This is a genomic window from Nostoc sp. CALU 546 (genome assembly GCF_048836525.1).
Genome location: NZ_JAWJTF010000043.1, coordinates 1 through 20453 on the forward strand (window position 1 = coordinate 1; position 20453 = coordinate 20453).

Sequence of the window (20453 nt, forward strand, 5' to 3'; positions counted from 1 at the left end):
GGGTAGTCGTTTATTGAATTTGAATATGAAATGCAAAAATCAACTCCTCTCAACTCTTACTCTCTGCGCCTCTGCGTGATACAAGTTCATATTTCCACTCAGCAACGCCAAAAATCAAGGGTTTTTAACCCACGGAGGTGGGTTTTGTCTGTATAACCGCAACTTCCAGTTGCCAGGGCTAAAAAATTTTCAATCACAAAGACGCGATAAATCGCAATACTTGTCGGGTTTTGGGGAAAAGGGTAAGGGGAAAGAAAAACCTTTACCCTTTACCCTTTAACCTTTACCCTTTAACCTTTACCCTTTAACCTTTAACCTTTACCCTTTAACCTTTAACCTTTTCCCAAAACCCAATTCCGAGTTCAAAATGCTTTACCCAAGCAGTATTGCGATCAATCACCGTCTCTACAATAATGCATTAGATTCAACTATTAATTCTTTAACGCGATCGCGGGGTAAGCCTAACTCTTGACTAAGAGCGGTTTCAAGTTGGCTTATATCTGTGATTGGAAATTCAAATACTATCCTTGTGAGAACTGAGTTGTTAGTTTTAACGTTCACCCGTGAAATTCCTTTTTCGGGGAAAACTTCGACTTTGATCGCTACTATCCTTTTCATAATCTGTCGTGCCGATTGGGTGTCTGCTAGCAGATATTTTTTGGTGATATTGGAGCGACTTAAAATCCGATCTCCAACAAAGCTGCTTCCTAGCCAAAAAACTAATCCAATCAACGGCAAGGACAACCAAAACACAAAGCCTAACGATCGCAACGCTTGAAAAAATTGAAGTTGCTGCATGGAAGGTATCAGGTTGAGTGTTTCCCGTCACTTTTGCGTCATCCTTTTACCTTAATCTAAAATTAGCAAGGAAAAATTACAGCAACCTGAGTAAATGGGATGTTGATCTTACTAGTCGAAGATGACTCATCGCAGTTAGAGCCATTACGGGCAGCATTATTAAAGGTGGGGCATACAGTTGATGCGATCGCAGATGGGGAAACAGCACAATGGTTTGCCTTTCGCAAAGACTATGACTTGCTGATTCTAGATTGGATGTTGCCTAAAGTCAGTGGCGTAGAATTGTGTCAAGTATATCGACGAGCAGGTAAGCTGACTCCTGTATTGATGCTGACGGCAAAAGACACGGTTTTAGATAAAGTAATGGGTTTAGATGCTGGAGCCGATGATTACTTAGTAAAGCCTGTAGATGTTCTAGAGTTATTGGCACGAGTCCGGGCACTAGGAAGGCGATCGCCTATGTGGCAAGGAGATATACTTAGCTTGGGCGATTTGCAACTTCATTTATCCAGTTTGACGCTCGAACTTGGTTCATTGACAACTCAACTTTCTAGCCGGGAGTTTCAATTGATGGAATATTTAATGCGTCATCCCCGCCAAGTATTATCTCATAACCAGATTGAGCAAGCCCTTTGGAGCTACGGAGAGGAACCAGAAAGTAACGCAGTTACTACCTTAGTTCGCCGCTTGCGCCAGCGCCTACAAACCATTGGTGTAAAAGATTGGATAGAAACAGTGCATCGAATGGGATATCGAATAAATCCGCCTTTCTAAGCCATTAGGGAGCAGGGGGATAAGAATTAATAACTATGCCCAATGCCCAATGCCCAATGCCCAATACCCAATGCCCAATGCCCAATGACAAATGTTTGATCATAGCCGTCGTAATCTCGCTCACTGGTTTGCCCTGTCAATGGGTGGAATTTTGTTTGCTTTTGCAGGGGTGGGCTATTGTCTGAGTGTAGAAGAACAGTTGCGGGTTTTTGACGACGAACTTTTTTCACAAAGTAAAACCTTTGCTGCCAAAACTCAATACTCGCTTTATCAAAGTCAATGGCGAAATCAGCGCGGCCAAACTCCTGTAGAAAGTGATACATCGTTGAATGGCGGGCTAATGTATGCGCGGTGGTATAACTCTAATAAACAACTTTTGCAGTTTGTTGGTTCATCGGGTGGCAAACAGTTGACCGCAGAACCCGGATTTCAAACATTAGAAGCACCAATAAGCTCAGAGTTGCCTACTACGAAAACCTGGGTTCGCCAAGTTACACTTCCTATTTTGGAAGGTAAGGTGCTAATTGGCTATTTCCAAACGGCAGTTCCAATGAACTCTTTACGCGTTGGACTAAACCAAGCCCGCTTGTTTTTAACTTTTGGGGTTCCCGTGACTTTTGGTGTAATTGGCATTACAGGTTGGTTTTTGGGCGGGTTGGCAATGCGCCCAAGCCTCCGTGCTTATCAGCAATTGCAGCAATTTACAGCCGATGCTTCTCATGAATTACGCGCACCCGTTGCTACGGTATTGAGCAATGCCCAAGTTGCCCTGATGCCCCCCGAAGACCCCGTGGAGCAAAGATTGCGGTTGCAAAATATCGTCCAAACTGCTAAGTCCATGAGTACGCTGATCAACGATCTGCTTTTTTTGTCGCGTCATAATGGCTCCCTTGCAGAAACCGGATTAAAACCCGTTGACTTGTGTGAGATATTGCGATCGCTTGCTCAGGATTTTGCTACTCAAGCTCCTGCTCAAAATCTCAATTTCGATGCTCACCTTCCAGAGCATCCGATCATGTTAAAAGCTGATGCTAATTTGCTCAAACAAGCTGTAATTAATCTACTGACTAATGCCTTCAAGTACACACCAGCAGATGGTAAGGTGCAATTATATCTTTTTACCCAGTCTCACTCTGCGGTAATTCAGGTCAAAGACAACGGCATTGGCATTCCATCCAGTGATTTGCCACATATATTTGATCGTTTTTATCGTGTAGATACTGTCCGATCTCGGCAAACAGGCGGCTTTGGACTCGGACTTGCGATCGCTCAACAAATTGTGCAACGATACGGAGGGCAAATTACTGTAAATAGTATTCTAGGTCAAGGCTCTACCTTTCAAATTAGCCTTCCCCTGAAACTTTGACAAAAATATAGGAATCCGCTTTGATTTCTGAACTGATTTGCGTAGGCAGGGAATAGGCAATAGGCAACAGGTAACAGGTAACAGGTAACAGGGAATAGGCAACAGGCAACAGGCAATAGGCAACAGGGCTTTTCAATACTTGTCGATTAAGGGGAAAAGGGGAAAGAAAAAACCTTTAACCTTTACCCTTTAACCTTTTCCCAAAACCCAATTCCGAGTTAAAAATCCAAAACCTGAGCAGTATTGGAGGGCTTCTTAGTTGTACTGAGTTTTTTCACCAAATCAAATATGAGTCCTATAATTCAAAATAATTTGACCAAAATCACCCAGAACCCTGACTTATCAAAAACGAAGAGGCAGGGGGACAGGGAGCTTACAATTAAGATATTTCCTACAAAAAACTATGAAAGCTGATGCAGAAAACCATCTCAGGCTGACTTGTGAAGTAGAAACTACCCTAAAGGTGATTGGCGGACGCTGGAAAGTTTTGATTATTAGAGAATTAATGACTGGTGTCAAACGGTTTGGTGAGTTGCAACGGGCTTTACCTGGAGTTACCCAAAAGATGCTAACCCAACAACTCAGAGAAATGGAGGAAGACGGCATTATTCATCGAGAAGTTTATCCCCAAATTCCACCAAAAGTAGAATATTCGTTGACACCTTTAGGAGAAACTTTGCAACCAATTCTCTATGCTATGCATGAATGGGCTATTCAACATTTAGCTCAAACAAATCACCATTAATATTGATTAATACAGAATAAATAATAATCGCTAATTTTCAATTCGAGTAAGCAAATTATCTGTGCGATCTGGAATTTTGAATTTATTCGTTGTTGCGTAAATACTCAATTGCGGCCTCTAATTTTGAGGAGTAACTTTCAGCAAATCTTTCAAACCAAAGCCCTTCAGATGAGAGTGGATCTACTTTTGCTAACCATTTTTTTGCTTCCACTTTCAAAGCCTCTAACTGTTTGGCTTTGAGTTGTTCTTGTCGAATTTGTTCCTGTTCTAATTCTTGCTGTCTTTTTAACTCAATAGCAGCATCCTCTTCGGCAAAATCTGCCTTAACTTCTGCCAAAAGGTTATCTATAAAAGATGCTGACTTTGGCGATGCTGGAATAAAGGATTTTGCTGTAGCTGATTTTGACTGCTGCTGTTGTGGTTGAACTTCTTTGTATTCAGTTTGAAGTTCAGCTAATAGCTTATCAATGGAATCCATGTTTGCAATTCCTAATAAATGGTATAGCTAATACCGCTTTGTGTAATTCGTAATTCGTAATTCGTAATGGGCTACGCCCCGCTATGCTAACGTAATTACCACTGCGTAGGGTTTTAGATATTAAAAAGCGTGGATTATTTACGCCGAACTGTACTAGTCATTAATGGCATTGAGTAGCACTTCCGATAGACTCAAATCTTCCATATCTTCCATCGTAATGGTGTCACAGATATCAAACTTAGCACCAGCACTTTGGAGTTCATCGTCTAAGACTTTGAGAAAGCGGGTAGCTTGTGGATCTGTGCCGACTTGAATGAAGGAAATGGCTAATTCTTCATCTCTATCTATACGGCGAGAAGCTTCAATAATCACCCTCATGACTGCTTTGCGATCGTCCGGTTCACCATCAGTAACCACTAAAATTGTTTCACCATTTGGCTTTGTTTGACCGGCTGCTTTACGTTGTAAGTAATCATCAGTTGCGTGTTTTAACACACCTGCTAAATCAGTTGTACCAGAGGGATCATTTTCTCGGAAAATTTGCCCTACTATGCTAGATGTGACATTTTCGTACCGCTTAAATTTACCAGAAAATACGTAAATAGTTATGCCATCTGGATCAAATTGCTCACACTTACTAGCTAAAGCTAAAGTAGATTCCTGTGCTGCAAACCATCTACTTCTACCACCCTTTTGATCTTGGGTTGCCATGCTGCCGCTTTTGTCGATAATCAAGGTATAGTCACGATTTTCTAGCATGATTAAATTCTCCAGTTAATAGTTAAAAGGTTACTGGACTATGAGTGATCAACACATTAGTCAGTTATGGCATTCGTCAATACATCGACAAGACTCATTTCTTCTAAGTCGTCTAAAGTGACGGTATCGCAAATATCAAATTTAGCGCCGACACCTTGCAATTGATCATCCAAAGCTTTCAGAAACTTAGTTGCTTGGGCATCTGAACCTACTTGAATGATTGAAATTCCTAATTCTTCATCACGTTCCATCTGGCGAGTCGCATGAATGATGACTTCAAACACAGCTTTGCGATCGTCTGGTTCACCATCGGTGATGACTAAAATTGTCTCTCCGTTTGGCTTGGTTTTACCGGCTGCTTTGCGTTGAAAGTAGTTATTGAGCGCATCTTGAAGTACACCTGCTAAGTTTGTCGTCCCAGCAGGGTCATTTTCGAGAAATATCTGTGCAACTTTGGCTGAGGTGACATCATCGTAGCGTTTAAATCTACCAGAAAAAACGTAAACGGTGATGCCATCGGGGTCAAACTGTTCGGCCTTTCTTGCCAAAGCGAGAGTAGACTCTTGGGCTATCTCCCATCTACTTCTACCACCCACTTGGTCGGGTGTAGACATACTACCGCTTTTGTCAATGATTAAGGTATAGTCGCGATCGCTCATCATAATTTTCCTCTGATTGTTACCCTGTAATTCTAGTCTAGTCCACGATTTTAACGATACAGCAAGCATTTTAAGGTTTCGTATTAATACCGCTACTCATTTGCTACTCAAATCAACAAATCGGGGTTAATTACGTGGGTGTTATTAATTGCAATGATGCCGATTACAAAGCAATTTCTTCTTTCTCAGACGAAGATTTTCTCAATCAGCCATCCAAATTATTAGAGTGAATACAAAGATTTAATCCACTCCCATTCCTCTGCCAAACCCTCTCTCAGGGAGACTTGCGGCTCATATCCCAGAATTTTCTCCGCTTTAGATATATCAGCAGCGGTGTGACGGGCGTCTCCCATTGCCTTTTCTATGTAGTTTCTTTTGATCGCTTTCCCAACAATTTCTTGAATCGTATCCAATACTTCTGCTAAAACCACTCTGCTACCACCACCAATATTAAAGATTTCTCCCACTGCTTGGGGCGCAGTAGCGGCAGCTAAATTGGCAGCGATGATATCACTAACAAAAGTAAATTCCCGCGTTTGTTGTCCATCGCCGTAAATAGGAATCGCCTCATCTTGCAAAATGGATTTAAAGAACTTATGAAATGCCATATCTGGACGCTGTTTGGGGCCATAAACAGTGAAATAGCGCAATGTCACACAAGGCACGCCAAAGTTTTTGTGATATAGTTCACACAAAAACTCTGCTGCTAGCTTAGTAATACCGTAAGGAGAAACTGGTTGAGGAGAAATCCCTTCGTGAGTGGGTAATGTTTCCGCATCACCATATACACTCGACGAAGAGGCAAACACTAATCTTTTTAGGTGTTTAGCATCCTTAGCTGCTTCTAGCAAAACTTGTGTAGCATTAACATTCCGTTCTGTGTAATCTCGAAAAGCTTTACCCCAACTTGCTCTGACACCTGCTTGTGCCGCTTGATGGTAAACTACATCAACATCTTTTAGGAGTTTCTGCCAATCTAAAAACTGAATATCTCTTTCAATTAATGTAAAGCCAGGTGAACGATGTAAGTGTGCAACATTGTTACGCTTTAATATAGGATCGTAATAATCATTGAATTCATCAATCCCAATCACTTCTTCTCCTTGTTGTAGCAATGTTTCTACAAGATGAGAACCAATAAAGCCTGCGGCTCCAGTAACGATAATTTTAGCCATGTCGCCTATTTTTTATATCCCGATTTATCTCTATATTGACAAGTTAATAATTATAATCAATATTTTGCTATTAATTGAAAATTTTTTAATCTATTACTATCGGTCTATCAACATAACAGATAATCAAACTAATATACTTGCATTCAAAATACATTATTAAGTCTGTTGAGCAATAGGTAACAATAAAAATTATCAATTCATTAATTAGTGAATTGATAATTTTCAAATTGGAGAAGAATTCAGAATTCAGAATTCAGGAGCGGAGCCGGAGACGCTCCGCCTCCGGTCAGAATGAAGACACTCGAACGCGAGTGCGTCTCCCCTTCTCCCTTTGGGAAAAGACTCGCTCTAAGCGTTCGCGCAGCGTGTCGCAGACAAGCCATACCGAAGGCGTTGCCTCTCCTTCGCGTTAGCGTCTCCGATAATAAATATATGAATTTATGCCTATATACTTAATTATAAAGGGCTTGCACAAGTGTAAGAATTAATGAAAAAATTGATCCGCGAGAACCGCTAAGGTATTCTCGTTTCGCAAGGAACGCACGAGGAAATCTGTGAAAGTTTTAGTTGTCGGTAATGGGGGGCGCGAACACGCTCTGGCATGGAAACTGTTGCAATCTAAGCAAATTGAGCAAGTTATCTGTGTACCAGGGAATGGGGGCACGGCAAGTATGGAACGTTGCCAGAACTTGCCCTTAGCAGTAGATGATTTTGAGGGCATGGGCCGATATGCTTTAGAACATGGCATAACTCTGGTAATAGTTGGGCCAGAAGTCCCCCTGTCTAAGGGAATTACAGATTACCTCCAAGACAAAGGATTGATGGTGTTTGGGCCAGTCAGAGCGGGAGCGCAAATTGAGGCGAGTAAAGCTTGGGCAAAAGCCTTGATGCAAGAAGCAGGGATTCCGACGGCACGGGCAGCGGTATTTACGGAGGCTGCCGCAGCAAAATCTTACGTCAAATCTCAAGGAGCGCCAATTGTTGTCAAAGCTGATGGCTTGGCGGCTGGTAAGGGTGTAACGGTGGCTGAAACAGTTGCACAAGCAGAAAGTGCCATTGATGCAATTTTTCAAGGACAATTTGGTAGTGCTGGTGAATTTGTCGTCATTGAAGAATGTTTGATTGGGCAAGAGGTTTCAGTTTTAGCGTTGACCGATGGGTTAACAATTAGACCCTTGCTGCCAGCTCAAGACCACAAGCGGATTGGTGACGGCGATACAGGGGAAAATACTGGTGGGATGGGAGCATACAGCCCAGCACCCATTGCTACCCCAGAGTTGATGGCACGCATTCAAACAGAAGTCTTAGAAAGAGCGATCGCCACCTTACGAGCTAAAGGCATTGATTACCGAGGCGTGTTGTATGCTGGATTAATGATTGCACCCGATGGCGACTTGAAGGTTTTGGAATTTAACTGTCGCTTCGGCGATCCAGAAACCCAGGTGATTTTGCCACTGTTAGAAACACCCCTTGAAGAGTTAATTCTAGCCTGTGTACAACAACGATTAAGTGAATTGCCGCCCATTGCTTGGAAAGGGGGAGCATCTGCCACTGTCGTTGCAGCTTCAGGTGGTTATCCAGGAGAATATGAGAAAGGCCAGATCATTACTGGCATTGGTGAGGCAGAGGCAACAGGAGCAACTGTATTTCATGCAGGTACGAAGTTGAATCAGCAACAAGAAGTAGTGACAGATGGGGGTCGAGTATTAAATGTGACTGGAATTGGAGAAAATTTTGAGCAAGCGATCGCCCAAGCATACGCTGGTATCAAATATATTCAGTTCGATGGGATATTTTATCGGCGAGATATCGGTTATAGAGTTAGGAGTTAAGGGTTGGGAGTGCTGAATGTGAGGCAATAACTAATGCCTTATAGTCAATGCCCAATGCCCCATGCCCCATTCCCAATGCCCCATTTCCCTAACATATTTGTCAAATTAACTGTTAATTTTTTAGTTGTTGGGCTTTATAACAAAGATTACTAACAACTTTATTTAAGATGCTAACTCTGTTAAAAACAATTCGACATGCGATCGCTAGTTGGTGGTCAGAGTTCACACTCCAGACCAAACTGCTGGCTGTTGCCACGTTGGTGGTTTCATTGGTGATGAGTGGTCTGACCTTCTGGGCTGTAAATACAATTCAGCAGGATGCGCGGATGAATGACACCCGCTTCGGTCGTGATTTGGGGCTGTTGCTTGCTGCCAACGTTGCGCCCCTAGTCGCTGACAATAATCTCACTGAGGTTGCCCAATTTTCCCAACGTTTTTATAGCAGCACCTCTAGTGTGCGTTATATGCTCTACGCCGATGAAACCGGGGAAATCTTTTTTGGCATTCCTTTTTGGGATGCCGAAGTAGAAAATTCCCTCACCATTAAACGGCGAATACAACTGCCTGAAGATTACCCTGGTGATGGGGAAAAGCCGATGGTGCGGCAACACATGACCCCAGATGGGGCAGTTACCGATGTATTTATTCCCCTGATTGTCAATCAAAAATACTTAGGTGTATTAGCGATCGGGATCAATCCCAATCAGACCGCTGTTATCTCCACCAATTTTACCCGCGATGTCACTATTGCCGTTTTTATCACGATTTGGGTAATGGTGATTTTGGCAGGAGTGATTAACGCCTTGACCATCACCAAACCCATTAAAGAACTGCTAGTGGGGGTGAAGCAAATTGCTACCGGGAATTTCAAGCAGCGTATTGATTTACCTTTAGGGGGCGAACTGGGGGAGTTAATTTTAAGCTTTAATGAGATGGCAGAGCGATTAGAGCGCTATGAAGAACAGAATATTGAGGAACTAACCGCAGAAAAAGCCAAGCTAGAAACCCTAGTTTCGACGATCGCAGATGGTGCCGTGTTGATTGATAACAACATGCAGGTGATTTTAGTCAACCCCACAGCGCAGCGAATTTTTGGCTGGGAAGCCGCTGATGTGGTAGGCCACAATGTTTTGCATCACTTGCCCCCATCGGTACAAATGGAAATTACCCGTCCCTTGTACGAAATGGCAGCAGGCGAATGTGAAAGCGCCGAATTCCGAATTTTTATTAACCAACCCACCCCACGGACGATCCGCATTCTCTTGACTACAGTACTCAATCTGCAAAGGGAAAGCATCAAAGGTATTGCAATTACCGTCCAAGATATAACCCGTGAGGTAGAATTAAACGATGCAAAAAGCCAATTTATCAGCAACGTTTCCCACGAACTGCGAACGCCTCTATTCAACATCAAAACCTATATTGAAACCCTGCACGACTACGGCGAAGACTTAGGTTTAGAAGAACGGCAAGAGTTTCTCCAAACTGTGAACCATGAAACCGATCGCTTAACCCGCCTAGTTAACGATGTTTTGGATTTGTCAAAACTAGAATCTGGTCGTAACTACAGCTTCGATGGCGTGGATTTAGCCCAAGCGATCGAGCAAACACTGCGTACTTACCAACTCAATGCTAAAGATAAAGGTGTTGAACTCCTTCAAGAAGTTGCTCCTAATTTGCCGCTGGTAATGGGTAATTATGATCTGTTAGTACAAGTGTTTGGCAACCTGATTGGTAATGCCCTTAAATTCACAAAAGCTGGTGGGAAAGTAGTAATCCGTGCCTACCAACTGGATTTCATACCCAATCACACCCAATCTTGTCCAGTGCGGATTGAAATTTCTGATACTGGAATTGGCATTGCCACAGAAGATCAACACTCAATTTTTGAACGCTTCTTCCGCGTAGAAAACCGAGTTCACACCCTAGAAGGCACGGGTTTAGGTTTATCGATTGTCAGAAATATTATCGACAGACATCGTAGTAAAGTCCATCTGGTGAGTGAAGTTGGCATTGGCACCACTTTTTGGTTCGACTTAGCCGCATTTGAAGAAAAAGCACCACTGATACAAGTTGAACCGATTGCGGAAGCATCCAAAATCACCACAGCTTGAAAGATTGGGGATTGGGGATTGGGGATTGGGCATGGAGCATTGCTTTTCCCTATTCCCCATTCCCTAGTAAACCCAAATCAAGACCTTAATATAACGAACAACAAACAGACCAATAATAAACCTAATAGCAACAGCAAAGCCTGATTGCGTTTTACCCAACTTTTCACAGTTATTGCAAAACTGTTAGTGTAACGCTGCTGTTCAAACTCTAACTTTGTCTCTTCAATATTTTGGTAGAGGGTACAGTCTTTGGCGTAGGGACGCTGGGGAAAATTGCAAGTATCATCAGCGTGATAGGTGCAGGTGTCGCACAGATACCCGTCCCTAGTGGCGCGGTGCAATGGAATACCGGGATGACCGTAAGCTTTGAGTGTTGTCCGGCAATAGGGACAACTAATAGCTTGACTATCAACGAGTTGATGGCAGTGGGGACAAGATACGGTAGCCAAAACCTTTAGTGCAAATAGGTAAACACTTTGATTCTAGCCATTTACAAAGGTAATGGGAAAATCGCTCTCAGAAGTGGTTACTATATCAGCAAAAGTACTAATTTTATGATGATTATTTATATTATTATAAGTTATTTATATCACTCAGAATAATTAAGTGTATGCCATAATCTAGCAAATATGAGGTTTTATCCTAAGTCCAATAATTATTTAGAGGTAGAAAAATATTGCCTTTTAATCCTGAGCTATGCCGTAACGAAAGCGAAGTTGAAAGCAAACTCATAGTGCAATATTTGCTACCGCAGCTAGGTTATACACCTGACACCTGGCATCAAGAGGTTGCCGTTGGTAGCATCCGCTTAGATTTCTTAGCATTTGCCGCACAGGTGATTCCCTTTGTCTTAGATGCAAATTCACCGTTGAGTGTTGTCATGGAGGCAAAGCATCCCAAACAAAACTTAAATAATCATGTCCCCCGACTCAGGCATTATTTAACCAGCTTGAATGTCAGGTATGGATTGTTGACTAATGGCAAAGAGATTAGAATTTATCAGAAATTGCAATATGATATTCAACTAGTATTTCAGTGTCCTGGAAAGGAAGTTGAAACTAAACTAGAAAATCTTAAAGGTTTAATTGGTAGAGAGAGCCTAAAAGAAGGACAGTTAGTAAATAAACCAAAAGTTCCGATAACTGAAAATAATTCCAAATTTGAAACGCAAAGGGAGCATTCAATGAAAACAATCGCGGTTTATCATAATAAAGGTGGCGTTGGTAAGACAACAACTGTAGTTAATCTAGCTGCTGCTATTAGAAAGAAGGGTAAAAGAGTTCTAGTTATTGATTTAGATAGTCAAGCCAACACTACATTTGCTACTGGTTTAGTAAAATTTGATGATGAAGAGTTTGATGATATCAAAGATTCTAATATTCGTCATATTTTGCAATCAGAAGATTTTTTTCCTATAAATGAAGTCGCCAGAAAATCCCAATTCACAAATCCAGAAATTAGCGTTGTTCCTTCTCATATTAGTTTGATGAATTATGAAAATGAGTTAATTCAGCAAGAAGATAGTAAAATGATGCTTGCTCAAAAACTAGATGCAGTAGCAGAAGAATATGATGTAGTATTGATTGATACTCCTCCTTCATTAAATCTGTATGCTAGAATTGCTCTCATTACTGCTGACTATCTTATTATTCCTTCTGATCTCAAACCATTCGCTAATCAAGGACTAATAAACGTTAGGGAATTTCTCAAAAAGATAAATGGATTTAGAAAACAAATAAGAAAGCCTCAAATTGAAATTCTAGGCGTATTAGCTTGCAAAATATCTACTAATAACCAGTTTGTTAAACATACTTTACCCAAACGACTCGAAGCTATTCCAAAACGGTATGATTTTGAGATGATGAATACGGTAATTTATGATAGAGATGACCTGGCAAAATGCGCTGAGAGGTTTCTTATGATAGGAGATATGGAGGTGGCTGATCCTATTTCTGTGCTTGATTTTAAGCCAGATTCAACTGCTGCACAAGAATTTGAATTATTAGCAATAGAAGTTTTGCAAAAAATAGGGTTGAATTAATGAAATTATCTACATCACTTGTTGCTATCAAGAAAATTACTTCTACTGTACCTCGTTCAAGTTTTGCAGATTATGAACTAGAACAGGCAGCAAATCTTATTTTAGAAGCGGCGGGAGTTATTAACCCTATAGTTATTCGTCGCTCAAGTATCAATTCCTTTGAGGTAGTTAATGGACACTTTGAATATCATGCTGCTGCTAGGGCTAGAGAGATAGAGCCTCATAAGGGCGAAATGATTGGAGCATTTATTATTGAGTCTGAGAATGAGGAAACTTTAACAAAACAAGTTCAATTATTTAGACAACAAAAAGCTGATTCTTCAGAAAAGACATCTTCACAATCAAAAGAGATAGAACAATTTTTAATAAATTTGGAATCACGTTTTGAAAAGATAACGAACCAAATATTAGAGCAAGCAACTACTAATGCAAAGTTAGAACATGAAGTTAAAGAGCTTAAAAAGCAGATGGCTGATAAGACTGAAGCAATAGAAGTTTTTAAAACACTTAGTCAAGTGAAAATTGTCTCAAAATTACAAAATGCTGGTTTTAATCAAAAAAAAGCTTCTCAGATAGCAGAAATAGTAGAAAATGAGCGTAATAAGAAACAATTTCAATCATTGAATGATGTAGTAGAAAGGGTTAAAATACCGCGTGGTAAAGGGATGGTTAAAGCCATAAGTATTGAAAAAATGCTCGAAATAGTTGATCGGTGGTCAGAAAATAATTGACTAAAGAAATTAGTAAAGTACATTATGCAGAGTTTTACATTGCATAATTTTATTTATGCTTCTGCATCAAAGCATTCTCATACCTTAACCCCGCACTTGTCGCAGTGCATTAAATGCCTTACCTCGCAACCCAACTGATAACAACGATAAAGTTAAACCAGTCCAAGCTTTAGCAGTCGAAAAAGACTGTCCTGCTAAAACTAGCTCTCTGCCTTTTTGCGTTTCACCCTTTTCAATTAAACGCAAACCTAATAATAATTGCGTTTCAGTTAGACGATTTTTCCTGATTGCCTCTATTTTTTCAGACTCAAATTTATAATTTTCTAAATACCGGATTTTATGAAATGAATAAGGAATCGCTCGATTAATACCTTGCTGCTCTGCATGAGTGCGATATTCCATCAATAATTCTGGTAAGTAGTAGCCATTTTTCCCAGCTAAAGCCAGACGCACAAATAAATCGTTATCCTCACAATTTTGGAGATTTGGTTGCATATATCCTAATTCTTGCAATGTTTTACGGCGAAATAATGTCGCCCCAACTTGAAAGCTTTGCTGAATAAATACAACTTCCAACAAATTATCTACAATACCCGCTGGTAAATTCTTCCTACCCCAGCGATGAGTATTTTCTTGAGTTTTTGCCTCATCCCGCACATTTTTCTTTATTCAGGGAGTAAGGTAATTTCATCTTTGGGGCGATCGCTATTGAGGGATTTTTGAGTTCTATACGGTTTGATAATTAGACTGACGCCAATTGTCCAACCTAATGCAACCATCCAACCTGCGAGAATGTCACTAGGAAAATGAACCCCCAGATAGATACGACACCACGCAATAGCTATGATGTATAAGCTACCCAATACGATCACCAACCAGCGCCAGGAACTAGCCCAAGTAAAGAATAGCAAAATTGCTACCAAAGTTATACTCGTCATGGCATGAGCACTGGGAAATGAAAAACTAGACTCAGGTGTAATGGACTGCCACAATTGTGGACGCACTCGATGCATTAATTCCTTTGCTGTGCGGTTGATGATCACACTTCCCAATGAGGCGGTGAGTAAATAAGCTAGCGATCGCCAGCGTTTTTGACGTAGTAGTATTATTGCGATCGCACCTAAAATCGGTATCGCCGTCCAAGGCAACCCAATTATAGCTAGCGTCACGGCTAAAAAATCAAGCTGTGGGTTTGCTGTAGAATGAACTGCTAACAAAATAGGCACATCCCACGGAAAACCTGCTTCATTCTCCCATATCTTCGCTGTCAGGATTTCAAAGACCTGCAAAGGTAAATATACTCCGATTAAGAGGAGTAAGAGCGATCGCCAATGAGCAATCAACAAGTTTTTCAGAAAATAAAGCGGCGACTGACTCTCTTTATTAGCTATTTTCTCTTTTTCCATATCTAAGTTAAAAAGACTGAACAACGACTTCACTGATTACAAATTACAAAAAGGCAGGAGTTAGGAGGCAGAGGGCAGGAGGTTAGGAGTATCAATTAAAACTAAAGTTGCTGGGTTATTGCCCAGTTTAAAAAAAGAATTGTACCGAGACGCGCAGCGCGTTAGCGTAGCGGCACAAAGTGTCCTTACTTCAATCCCATGTTTTTAAACGTGGGTTCCTCCTGCCTCCTGCCCCCTGCCTCCTGCCTCCTGAATGGAATCTTGAGAAGTTCCACAATGTTTACAGTATGACAAATGTTTATAAGTAAGATTGTGACAGTTTTGGCATTCAATATACTGATAATAACCACAGTGCGGACAGTAGGTATCAAGATGTTGAATTTTCTTGGCACAATTGACACAGCGTGATTTTTGGACTCTATTAGCTGCCTGAACTTTAGTATTAAAGACAACTTTTTGAAAAAACTGGATAATTCCAAAACCAATAATTGGAATCAGCAAGATATAAACATAATTTATCAGGAAAAGCAAACCACCAAAAAGGGCACTAATAATCTCAAATAGAAATTTAAATATTACACCTATTTGAAGAAATTCAAATATTTTAACGATTAGTGGAATAAAAAATATAACTAGCAAATGCCAGCTAATTAACGAGATGAGTCCATATCCTCTTCTTTGGGCAAATTTGTGAACTGATAAGGCAATAATAATCAATGGTAGAAGAAAGAGCGACTGAAAAGCAAGCTGGATACTTGGATACCAAAATGACGCTTGCTGATAGCCTTTGTCAACTTCCCGGAATTGATTGTCATTTTTAAGAAAAGCTATAAAACTAATACTTTCCGGTTTGGCAAGCAGTTCATTTTTAAGAGTAGAAATTTCTTGTTTAAGAGTAGAAATTTGGCGATTATTTTGTTCTAATGTCTGTTTAGCTTTTTCAGCACTGACTTGATTAATTGATTGTTCACGACCCTGACCTGCAATTTTTTCTAAAAGCGTTGAGTCATATTGGGATTTAATAGTGCTATTGGCTTGTTCAAGGGTATTTATTTTAGCTTGTCTCTGATCAATAGTTCTGATGATTTGCTGCTTTTCAGGATTGTTAATTTTATCTTTGTAGTCTGCATATTGCAAGCACGTTATAGAAACCTTACCCAGATGACCTACTTCAGCTTGTTGATAGTTTTGCTGAAAACTCAGTTGATTCCTCGTGTTATATGGCAATGAAAGTTTAACAATTTCATAGTCTTTATCTTGAGTAGTTTTTACTCGGTAATTTTGCCACTCTGAATAACATGGATAAGCCTCAGTTGGGCTGATATACCATCTGCTAATATCATCGAGTCCAGTAAAAACATTAATTAAGATAAAAATATCAATTATAATAACGACTATCAAACTCACCTTATTCAGTGGTTCGTTGTTGATTTTTCTTGATTTACTAAAAAACTGACTCAAAAGACGGCGAATTCTAGCAAACATATTTTTTTGAATAAATTGAAGTTTAATCAGAATTAATTTTATATGATCGGTAGTGAATAGCTAGGCAAAAATACATCTATTTATCTGAAGATTTATTAATTACTGACTTTTGAGAAATAAAATCCCCGACTTTTCAAAGAAGTCGGGGATTTTATTTCAATTCTTACAAATCAGGCTGCGGTCAAAATACCATGACTTCATCTGAAGTTGATATAGGTGACAGCTGTGTGCGCCCACTGAAACCTATTTAGAAGCAAAGTAAGCTTCTAGTGCTTCAGAACCACCTATTAATTTACCATCGATAAATACTTGAGGAACTGTTGTCGCACCTGTAACTGCTCGTAAAGACCGTGTGGTGATATCTTTACCCAAGGTAATTTCTTCGTAGTTCATGCCATGTTCCTTGAGCATCGCTTTCGCACGGGCACAGAAAGGACAACCGACTTTCGCAAACAGGGAAACTATTTCAGGCTTCACTGCTTGGGGATTGAGATATCTGAGCATTGTTTCAGCATCGGACACCTTAAAGGGATCTCCTGGCTCATCTGGCTCAATAAACATTTGGTTAATTACACCATCTTTCACCAGCATCGAGTAGCGCCACGATCGCTTCCCAAACCCCAAGTCTGATTTATCTACCAGCATACCCATGCCTTCAGTAAATTCACCATTACCATCAGGGATTAGTGTGATATTTTCTGCTTCTTGATCCTTTGCCCACTCGTTCATCACAAAGGCATCATTGACAGAAATACAGATAATGTCATCGACACCATTTTCTTTGAAAACCCCAGCCAACTCGTTATAGCCAGGGAGATGAGTTGATGAACAAGTCGGAGTATAAGCACCTGGTAAAGAGAAGACAACCACTGTCTTATCAGCAAACAATTCATCGGTTGTCACATCTACCCACTGGTTGTCCAGACGAGTATGAAAAGTGACATTGGGAACTCTTTGTCCTCGGCGATTGGGGAACATAATTTTGCTTGCCTTTAGTAATCAATTCCAGTCATAACCTATCATGGGAGAACTGGTATGATCTAACTATCAATTAGCTAAGAAACTTCATTAATAAAGGTCGCGATCGCAGCTACAAATTCAGCAGTTGATTCATAGGGTAAAACATTCCGCCCATTTATTTTTATACCTCGACCTTGAGGCAAACAAGCGAGGTAGTGGGCCAAGCGTTCATCTGGCGTTTCTTTTTTATTGTCTTGGCTAATACTCGATGCAGTTTCTCCCATAACCGCTAATGTTGGTTGCTCAATAGAGGCGATAAAACTAGTATAATCCTGTCGCCAAAATCCTGCTAAAAAAGAAAACACTGCATGGCGACTAGCAAGATTTTCTGCACCTGCAATCAATGTATTCAACCACTCTGCATCTACAGCATTCTCAGAAGCAAAGAGTTGACGAGTTGAAAAAGAACGCAAAAATGTTTGGGTGCGTGCATAGCGATAAAAAGCACTCCCAAAAGGTGAATCTAAGACATTCCAAAGGAATTTTTCCTGCCATTTTGGTGGTTTATTTGTCATCAAATCCCACGCTGGTGGCCCAGAAAGTACCAGTCCGGCAATTAAATTTGATTCCTTTTGGACTAATTGGATAGCAACTGGTAATAAAGCACCTTGTACTACTACAATGACAGGTCTTTGCACTACTGTTTGTAAAAAGTACTGCAACTGTTCTGCCCAATCACTAGGAGTGTAAGCTATATGAGGCATATCACTTTCACCACATCCTAGTAAATCAGGATTGTAAATTGAATTACGCTGACCTCTATCATACCATTCGCGACAAAATCGCTGCCAAAATTGCCGCGACAATCCGACGCCAATCGGATGAATTAACAGTAAAGGAACGCCTTCAGATGTTGTATTAATTGGTTGATGAATTTCGTAGGCGCAACGATAATTCTGCCAACTGTAAAACTGGCTAGGAGATGCTGTCAAATTTGTTGTGTTCGCTACAGCAGATGGTTGCATAATTCCTAGTGGTTAATACTTCCTAAAAAATTATCTGTGGATGAATGAACTGGTATCCAGCCTCTTTGAGCTTTTCATTCGATACCCAAGCATTATATGGGCGGGTACTCTTGACAGAAGTATCCCATTTTACTTTGGGTAAATTATGTTTTTCAAATAAGCTATCTAACAATTCTCGGCTAGTGAGATGTGCATCATCTACTAGATTATAAATCCCTTGTAACCGACGTTGACGGGCAAATTCTATTGCACCAACAATATCATCTAGATGAATCCAATTCGTGGTATCTTCGCCATTGCCAGGACGGACTGTATCAGAATATCTACTAAATATTTTCACTAGTTCCCTACCAGTCCCATAAATTCCTCCTAAGCGGAAGATACAAACACGGAGATTTTCGGTAGATGCTGATAGCAAAACGTCCTCTGTTTTCCGGAGGATTTGTGCATTTAAATTAGCCGGTGCGAGTGGCGTTTCTTCATCTACCCATACACCATTTCTGTCACCATACACAGCATAACTACCTGTGTATATTAATTGTTTTACACTTTGAATTTGCTGCAAGGATGAAACTAAAGTCTGGGCAGTTTGTAGATAAGTTTCTTCATAAACTTCTCCACCTTTTGCACCAACACTCAAAAGGACAACATCTTGATTGTGCAAAACTGATTTTAGACTATCTAAGTTATTCCCATAGGTAACTACAACTTTTTGGGATACTGATTGTAATGTAGGGACACGCTCAGGGGAAGTTGTGGTTACACTAACAACAAAATTCATATTTTGATGCCAGTATTGAGCAACTTTATAACCAACATAACCACAACCAATGATTGCAACGTTCATGACAAATTCGACACAAATAAATTAAACTACTCATTGAGACAATATTCTCAATTAAAGAACTGGACGTCAATCAATTTAACAGTCCAGAACTAACAGTCAATAGTTAATAGTACAAAAATTTTTACCTAATGACTAATGACTAATGACTATTTTGCTAATTCTTTCTCAATTGCGGCAATTATCTCTGGTGAATTTGGCTGGACGCTACTATTAAATCGAGCGACTACTTCACCTTGTTTATTAACTAAAAATTTTTCAAAGTTCCAAGCAACAGTTCCCGTTGGCTCAACGGCTTTGGTAAGTCGTTCATAAAGTGGATGCTGCTGTGAGCCTTTGGCATGAACTTTATCGAATAGTTCAAAGCTAACGCCATATTTACTTGTGCAGAATTGCACAATTTCTTCATTGCTTCCTGGTTCTTGCGCTCCAAAATCGTTACAAGGGAATCCTAAAATACGTAATCCTGTTTCCCCATACTTCTGGTTCAACTTTTCTAACCCCTCATATTGAGAAGTATAACCGCAGTAGGAAGCCACATTCACAATTAAGAGTACCTTCCCGGTGTAGTCGTTTAATTGCTTATCTTCACCATTGATGGTCTTAACTGCAATGTCTGAAATTGTGTTGCTCATCTTGAATCTGATTTATAGGGAATATTGCCAAGTCTCCCATATTACAGGTACTCTAAACCCGGTTTGTTTAAGGAATTTAGGTTTGTTAGGCTTGTTACCCATACGATTCTGTTTAACTCAGGCTACAAGCTTGTATGGGAGTTTCGATAGATGCTTCCCTTACTGATTGCTACTCGGTTAGGCGATGTCTAAGAATCAGCCAGGAGGCGGCGCGTCTCTACTCAACTGGTACACCCGATCAATTAAAATAGCGATCGCCTGTGATCACTCTTCTATCAATACCTCGACTCAGGATCGGTTTTGGAAATCTGCGTTGCTTTTAATACAAACCTTTTCTCGCAGAGATGAATTAGGAAAATTATTGGTTTTCAACGCATCTTTAAAGTAACAAGTAATTAACTTTTTGTATAAAAAGTTAATTGTATATATAATTTTCCGATGCTGATATCGGAAAATACTTAGCCATAAAGGATATAGTCACTTGTTTTGTTCTATCAGCAGCTATCCTCCATAACAGAATTGAAAAAATGTACTCTACGATACAGTTTTTTGGTGTAAGTAAATAGACAATCAATCAAATTTATCCGTTTAGGCATAAATTTACCAAAGTGAAACAAGAAGTAGTC

At 40.2% G+C, this 20453-nt stretch carries 19 protein-coding genes and 1 pseudogene; 7 read left to right on the forward strand and 13 right to left on the reverse strand.

Features of this window, described 5'->3' with window-relative positions; all coding sequences use genetic code 11:
• Positions 1-405: 405 nt before the first annotated feature.
• Positions 406-798, reverse strand: a complete 393-nt coding sequence (locus RRG12_RS20840; RefSeq protein ID WP_069071224.1) for a hypothetical protein — start codon at positions 796-798, stop codon at positions 406-408.
• A gap of 99 nt (positions 799-897) precedes the next feature.
• On the opposite strand from RRG12_RS20840, the gene RRG12_RS20845 reads away from it, so the two are divergent.
• The 3 genes from RRG12_RS20845 to RRG12_RS20855 all read left to right on the forward strand — a co-directional run bounded on the left by RRG12_RS20845 (position 898) and on the right by RRG12_RS20855 (position 3683).
• Complete coding sequence (locus tag RRG12_RS20845) at positions 898-1572, forward strand: response regulator transcription factor (RefSeq protein ID WP_069071223.1); 675 nt, start codon at positions 898-900, stop codon at positions 1570-1572.
• 91 nt (positions 1573-1663) lie between these two features.
• Positions 1664-2938 (forward strand): sensor histidine kinase, encoded by a 1275-nt coding sequence (locus tag RRG12_RS20850; protein WP_069071222.1) that lies wholly within the window; start codon positions 1664-1666, stop codon positions 2936-2938.
• A 403-nt stretch (positions 2939-3341) separates the two neighbouring features.
• Complete coding sequence (locus RRG12_RS20855) at positions 3342-3683, forward strand: winged helix-turn-helix transcriptional regulator (protein ID WP_420760580.1); 342 nt, start codon at positions 3342-3344, stop codon at positions 3681-3683.
• Positions 3684-3765: 82 nt separating this feature from the next.
• Here the strand turns inward: RRG12_RS20855 and RRG12_RS20860 are convergent, their stop codons facing one another.
• The 4 genes from RRG12_RS20860 to RRG12_RS20875 all read right to left on the reverse strand — a co-directional run bounded on the left by RRG12_RS20860 (position 3766) and on the right by RRG12_RS20875 (position 6754).
• Positions 3766-4161: a salt stress protein, Slr1339 family gene (locus RRG12_RS20860; RefSeq protein WP_069071220.1), complete on the reverse strand. Its 396-nt coding sequence runs from the start codon at positions 4159-4161 to the stop codon at positions 3766-3768.
• Positions 4162-4314: 153 nt separating this feature from the next.
• Positions 4315-4920: a vWA domain-containing protein gene (locus tag RRG12_RS20865; RefSeq protein WP_069071219.1), complete on the reverse strand. Its 606-nt coding sequence runs from the start codon at positions 4918-4920 to the stop codon at positions 4315-4317.
• Between the two features lie 56 nt (positions 4921-4976).
• The gene (locus RRG12_RS20870; protein WP_069071218.1) at positions 4977-5582 is read right to left on the reverse strand and encodes a vWA domain-containing protein; all 606 of its coding nucleotides are present in this window, start codon (positions 5580-5582) and stop codon (positions 4977-4979) included.
• Between the two features lie 218 nt (positions 5583-5800).
• The gene (locus RRG12_RS20875; RefSeq protein WP_420760581.1) at positions 5801-6754 is read right to left on the reverse strand and encodes an NAD-dependent epimerase/dehydratase family protein; all 954 of its coding nucleotides are present in this window, start codon (positions 6752-6754) and stop codon (positions 5801-5803) included.
• Between the two features lie 554 nt (positions 6755-7308).
• Here RRG12_RS20875 and purD point away from each other — a divergent pair.
• Positions 7309-8586, forward strand: a complete 1278-nt coding sequence (gene purD, locus RRG12_RS20880; RefSeq protein ID WP_420760582.1) for a phosphoribosylamine--glycine ligase — start codon at positions 7309-7311, stop codon at positions 8584-8586.
• Positions 8587-8753: 167 nt separating this feature from the next.
• Positions 8754-10700, forward strand: coding sequence for a two-component system sensor histidine kinase NblS (nblS, locus tag RRG12_RS20885; protein WP_069071215.1), 1947 nt, complete (start codon positions 8754-8756; stop codon positions 10698-10700).
• A gap of 77 nt (positions 10701-10777) precedes the next feature.
• Here nblS and RRG12_RS20890 read toward each other — a convergent pair whose 3' ends face one another.
• Positions 10778-11149, reverse strand: a complete 372-nt coding sequence (locus RRG12_RS20890) for a zinc ribbon domain-containing protein (RefSeq protein ID WP_420760583.1) — start codon at positions 11147-11149, stop codon at positions 10778-10780.
• Positions 11150-11376: 227 nt separating this feature from the next.
• Here RRG12_RS20890 and RRG12_RS20895 point away from each other — a divergent pair, with 227 nt between their 5' ends.
• Both RRG12_RS20895 and RRG12_RS20900 read left to right on the forward strand, forming a co-directional pair.
• Positions 11377-12741 (forward strand): AAA family ATPase, encoded by a 1365-nt coding sequence (locus RRG12_RS20895; RefSeq protein WP_420760584.1) that lies wholly within the window; start codon positions 11377-11379, stop codon positions 12739-12741.
• Positions 12741-13472 carry a hypothetical protein gene (locus RRG12_RS20900; RefSeq protein WP_420760585.1) on the forward strand — a complete coding sequence of 244 codons (732 nt, stop codon included), beginning with the start codon at positions 12741-12743 and terminating at the stop codon, positions 13470-13472. Before RRG12_RS20895 ends, RRG12_RS20900 begins: the two co-directional genes overlap by 1 nt.
• Positions 13473-13556: 84 nt before the next feature.
• On the opposite strand, the pseudogene RRG12_RS20905 reads toward RRG12_RS20900, so the two are convergent.
• The 7 genes and pseudogenes from RRG12_RS20905 to RRG12_RS20935 all read right to left on the reverse strand — a co-directional run.
• Positions 13557-14132, reverse strand: a pseudogene (locus tag RRG12_RS20905) (glycosyl transferase family 2); the annotation flags it as partial.
• Between the two features lie 5 nt (positions 14133-14137).
• Complete coding sequence (locus RRG12_RS20910; protein ID WP_420760586.1) at positions 14138-14878, reverse strand: phosphatase PAP2 family protein; 741 nt, start codon at positions 14876-14878, stop codon at positions 14138-14140.
• A 204-nt stretch (positions 14879-15082) separates the two neighbouring features.
• Positions 15083-16363, reverse strand: coding sequence for a hypothetical protein (locus RRG12_RS20915; protein ID WP_420760587.1), 1281 nt, complete (start codon positions 16361-16363; stop codon positions 15083-15085).
• 243 nt (positions 16364-16606) lie between these two features.
• A complete protein-coding gene (locus RRG12_RS20920) occupies positions 16607-17341 on the reverse strand; it encodes a redoxin family protein (RefSeq protein WP_420760588.1) in 735 nt (244 codons plus the stop codon).
• A gap of 77 nt (positions 17342-17418) precedes the next feature.
• A complete protein-coding gene (locus RRG12_RS20925) occupies positions 17419-18348 on the reverse strand; it encodes an alpha/beta fold hydrolase (protein ID WP_420760589.1) in 930 nt (309 codons plus the stop codon).
• Positions 18349-18370: 22 nt separating this feature from the next.
• The gene (locus tag RRG12_RS20930; protein WP_420760590.1) at positions 18371-19195 is read right to left on the reverse strand and encodes an SDR family oxidoreductase; all 825 of its coding nucleotides are present in this window, start codon (positions 19193-19195) and stop codon (positions 18371-18373) included.
• 146 nt (positions 19196-19341) lie between these two features.
• Positions 19342-19827 (reverse strand): glutathione peroxidase, encoded by a 486-nt coding sequence (locus tag RRG12_RS20935; RefSeq protein WP_181929808.1) that lies wholly within the window; start codon positions 19825-19827, stop codon positions 19342-19344.
• Positions 19828-20453 lie beyond the last annotated feature (626 nt).

Coding starts and splice junctions, on each gene's coding strand:
- RRG12_RS20840 (WP_069071224.1), bottom strand. CDS start 798: ATGCAGCAACTTCAATTTTTTCAAGCGTTGCGATCGTTAGGCTTTGTG.
- RRG12_RS20845 (WP_069071223.1), top strand. CDS start 898: ATGTTGATCTTACTAGTCGAAGATGACTCATCGCAGTTAGAGCCATTA.
- RRG12_RS20850 (WP_069071222.1), top strand. CDS start 1,664: ATGTTTGATCATAGCCGTCGTAATCTCGCTCACTGGTTTGCCCTGTCA.
- RRG12_RS20855 (WP_420760580.1), top strand. CDS start 3,342: ATGAAAGCTGATGCAGAAAACCATCTCAGGCTGACTTGTGAAGTAGAA.
- RRG12_RS20860 (WP_069071220.1), bottom strand. CDS start 4,161: ATGGATTCCATTGATAAGCTATTAGCTGAACTTCAAACTGAATACAAA.
- RRG12_RS20865 (WP_069071219.1), bottom strand. CDS start 4,920: ATGCTAGAAAATCGTGACTATACCTTGATTATCGACAAAAGCGGCAGC.
- RRG12_RS20870 (WP_069071218.1), bottom strand. CDS start 5,582: ATGATGAGCGATCGCGACTATACCTTAATCATTGACAAAAGCGGTAGT.
- RRG12_RS20875 (WP_420760581.1), bottom strand. CDS start 6,754: ATGGCTAAAATTATCGTTACTGGAGCCGCAGGCTTTATTGGTTCTCAT.
- nblS (WP_069071215.1), top strand. CDS start 8,754: ATGCTAACTCTGTTAAAAACAATTCGACATGCGATCGCTAGTTGGTGG.
- RRG12_RS20900 (WP_420760585.1), top strand. CDS start 12,741: ATGAAATTATCTACATCACTTGTTGCTATCAAGAAAATTACTTCTACT.
- RRG12_RS20910 (WP_420760586.1), bottom strand. CDS start 14,878: ATGGAAAAAGAGAAAATAGCTAATAAAGAGAGTCAGTCGCCGCTTTAT.
- RRG12_RS20915 (WP_420760587.1), bottom strand. CDS start 16,363: ATGTTTGCTAGAATTCGCCGTCTTTTGAGTCAGTTTTTTAGTAAATCA.
- RRG12_RS20920 (WP_420760588.1), bottom strand. CDS start 17,341: ATGTTCCCCAATCGCCGAGGACAAAGAGTTCCCAATGTCACTTTTCAT.
- RRG12_RS20925 (WP_420760589.1), bottom strand. CDS start 18,348: ATGCAACCATCTGCTGTAGCGAACACAACAAATTTGACAGCATCTCCT.
- RRG12_RS20930 (WP_420760590.1), bottom strand. CDS start 19,195: ATGAACGTTGCAATCATTGGTTGTGGTTATGTTGGTTATAAAGTTGCT.
- RRG12_RS20935 (WP_181929808.1), bottom strand. CDS start 19,827: ATGAGCAACACAATTTCAGACATTGCAGTTAAGACCATCAATGGTGAA.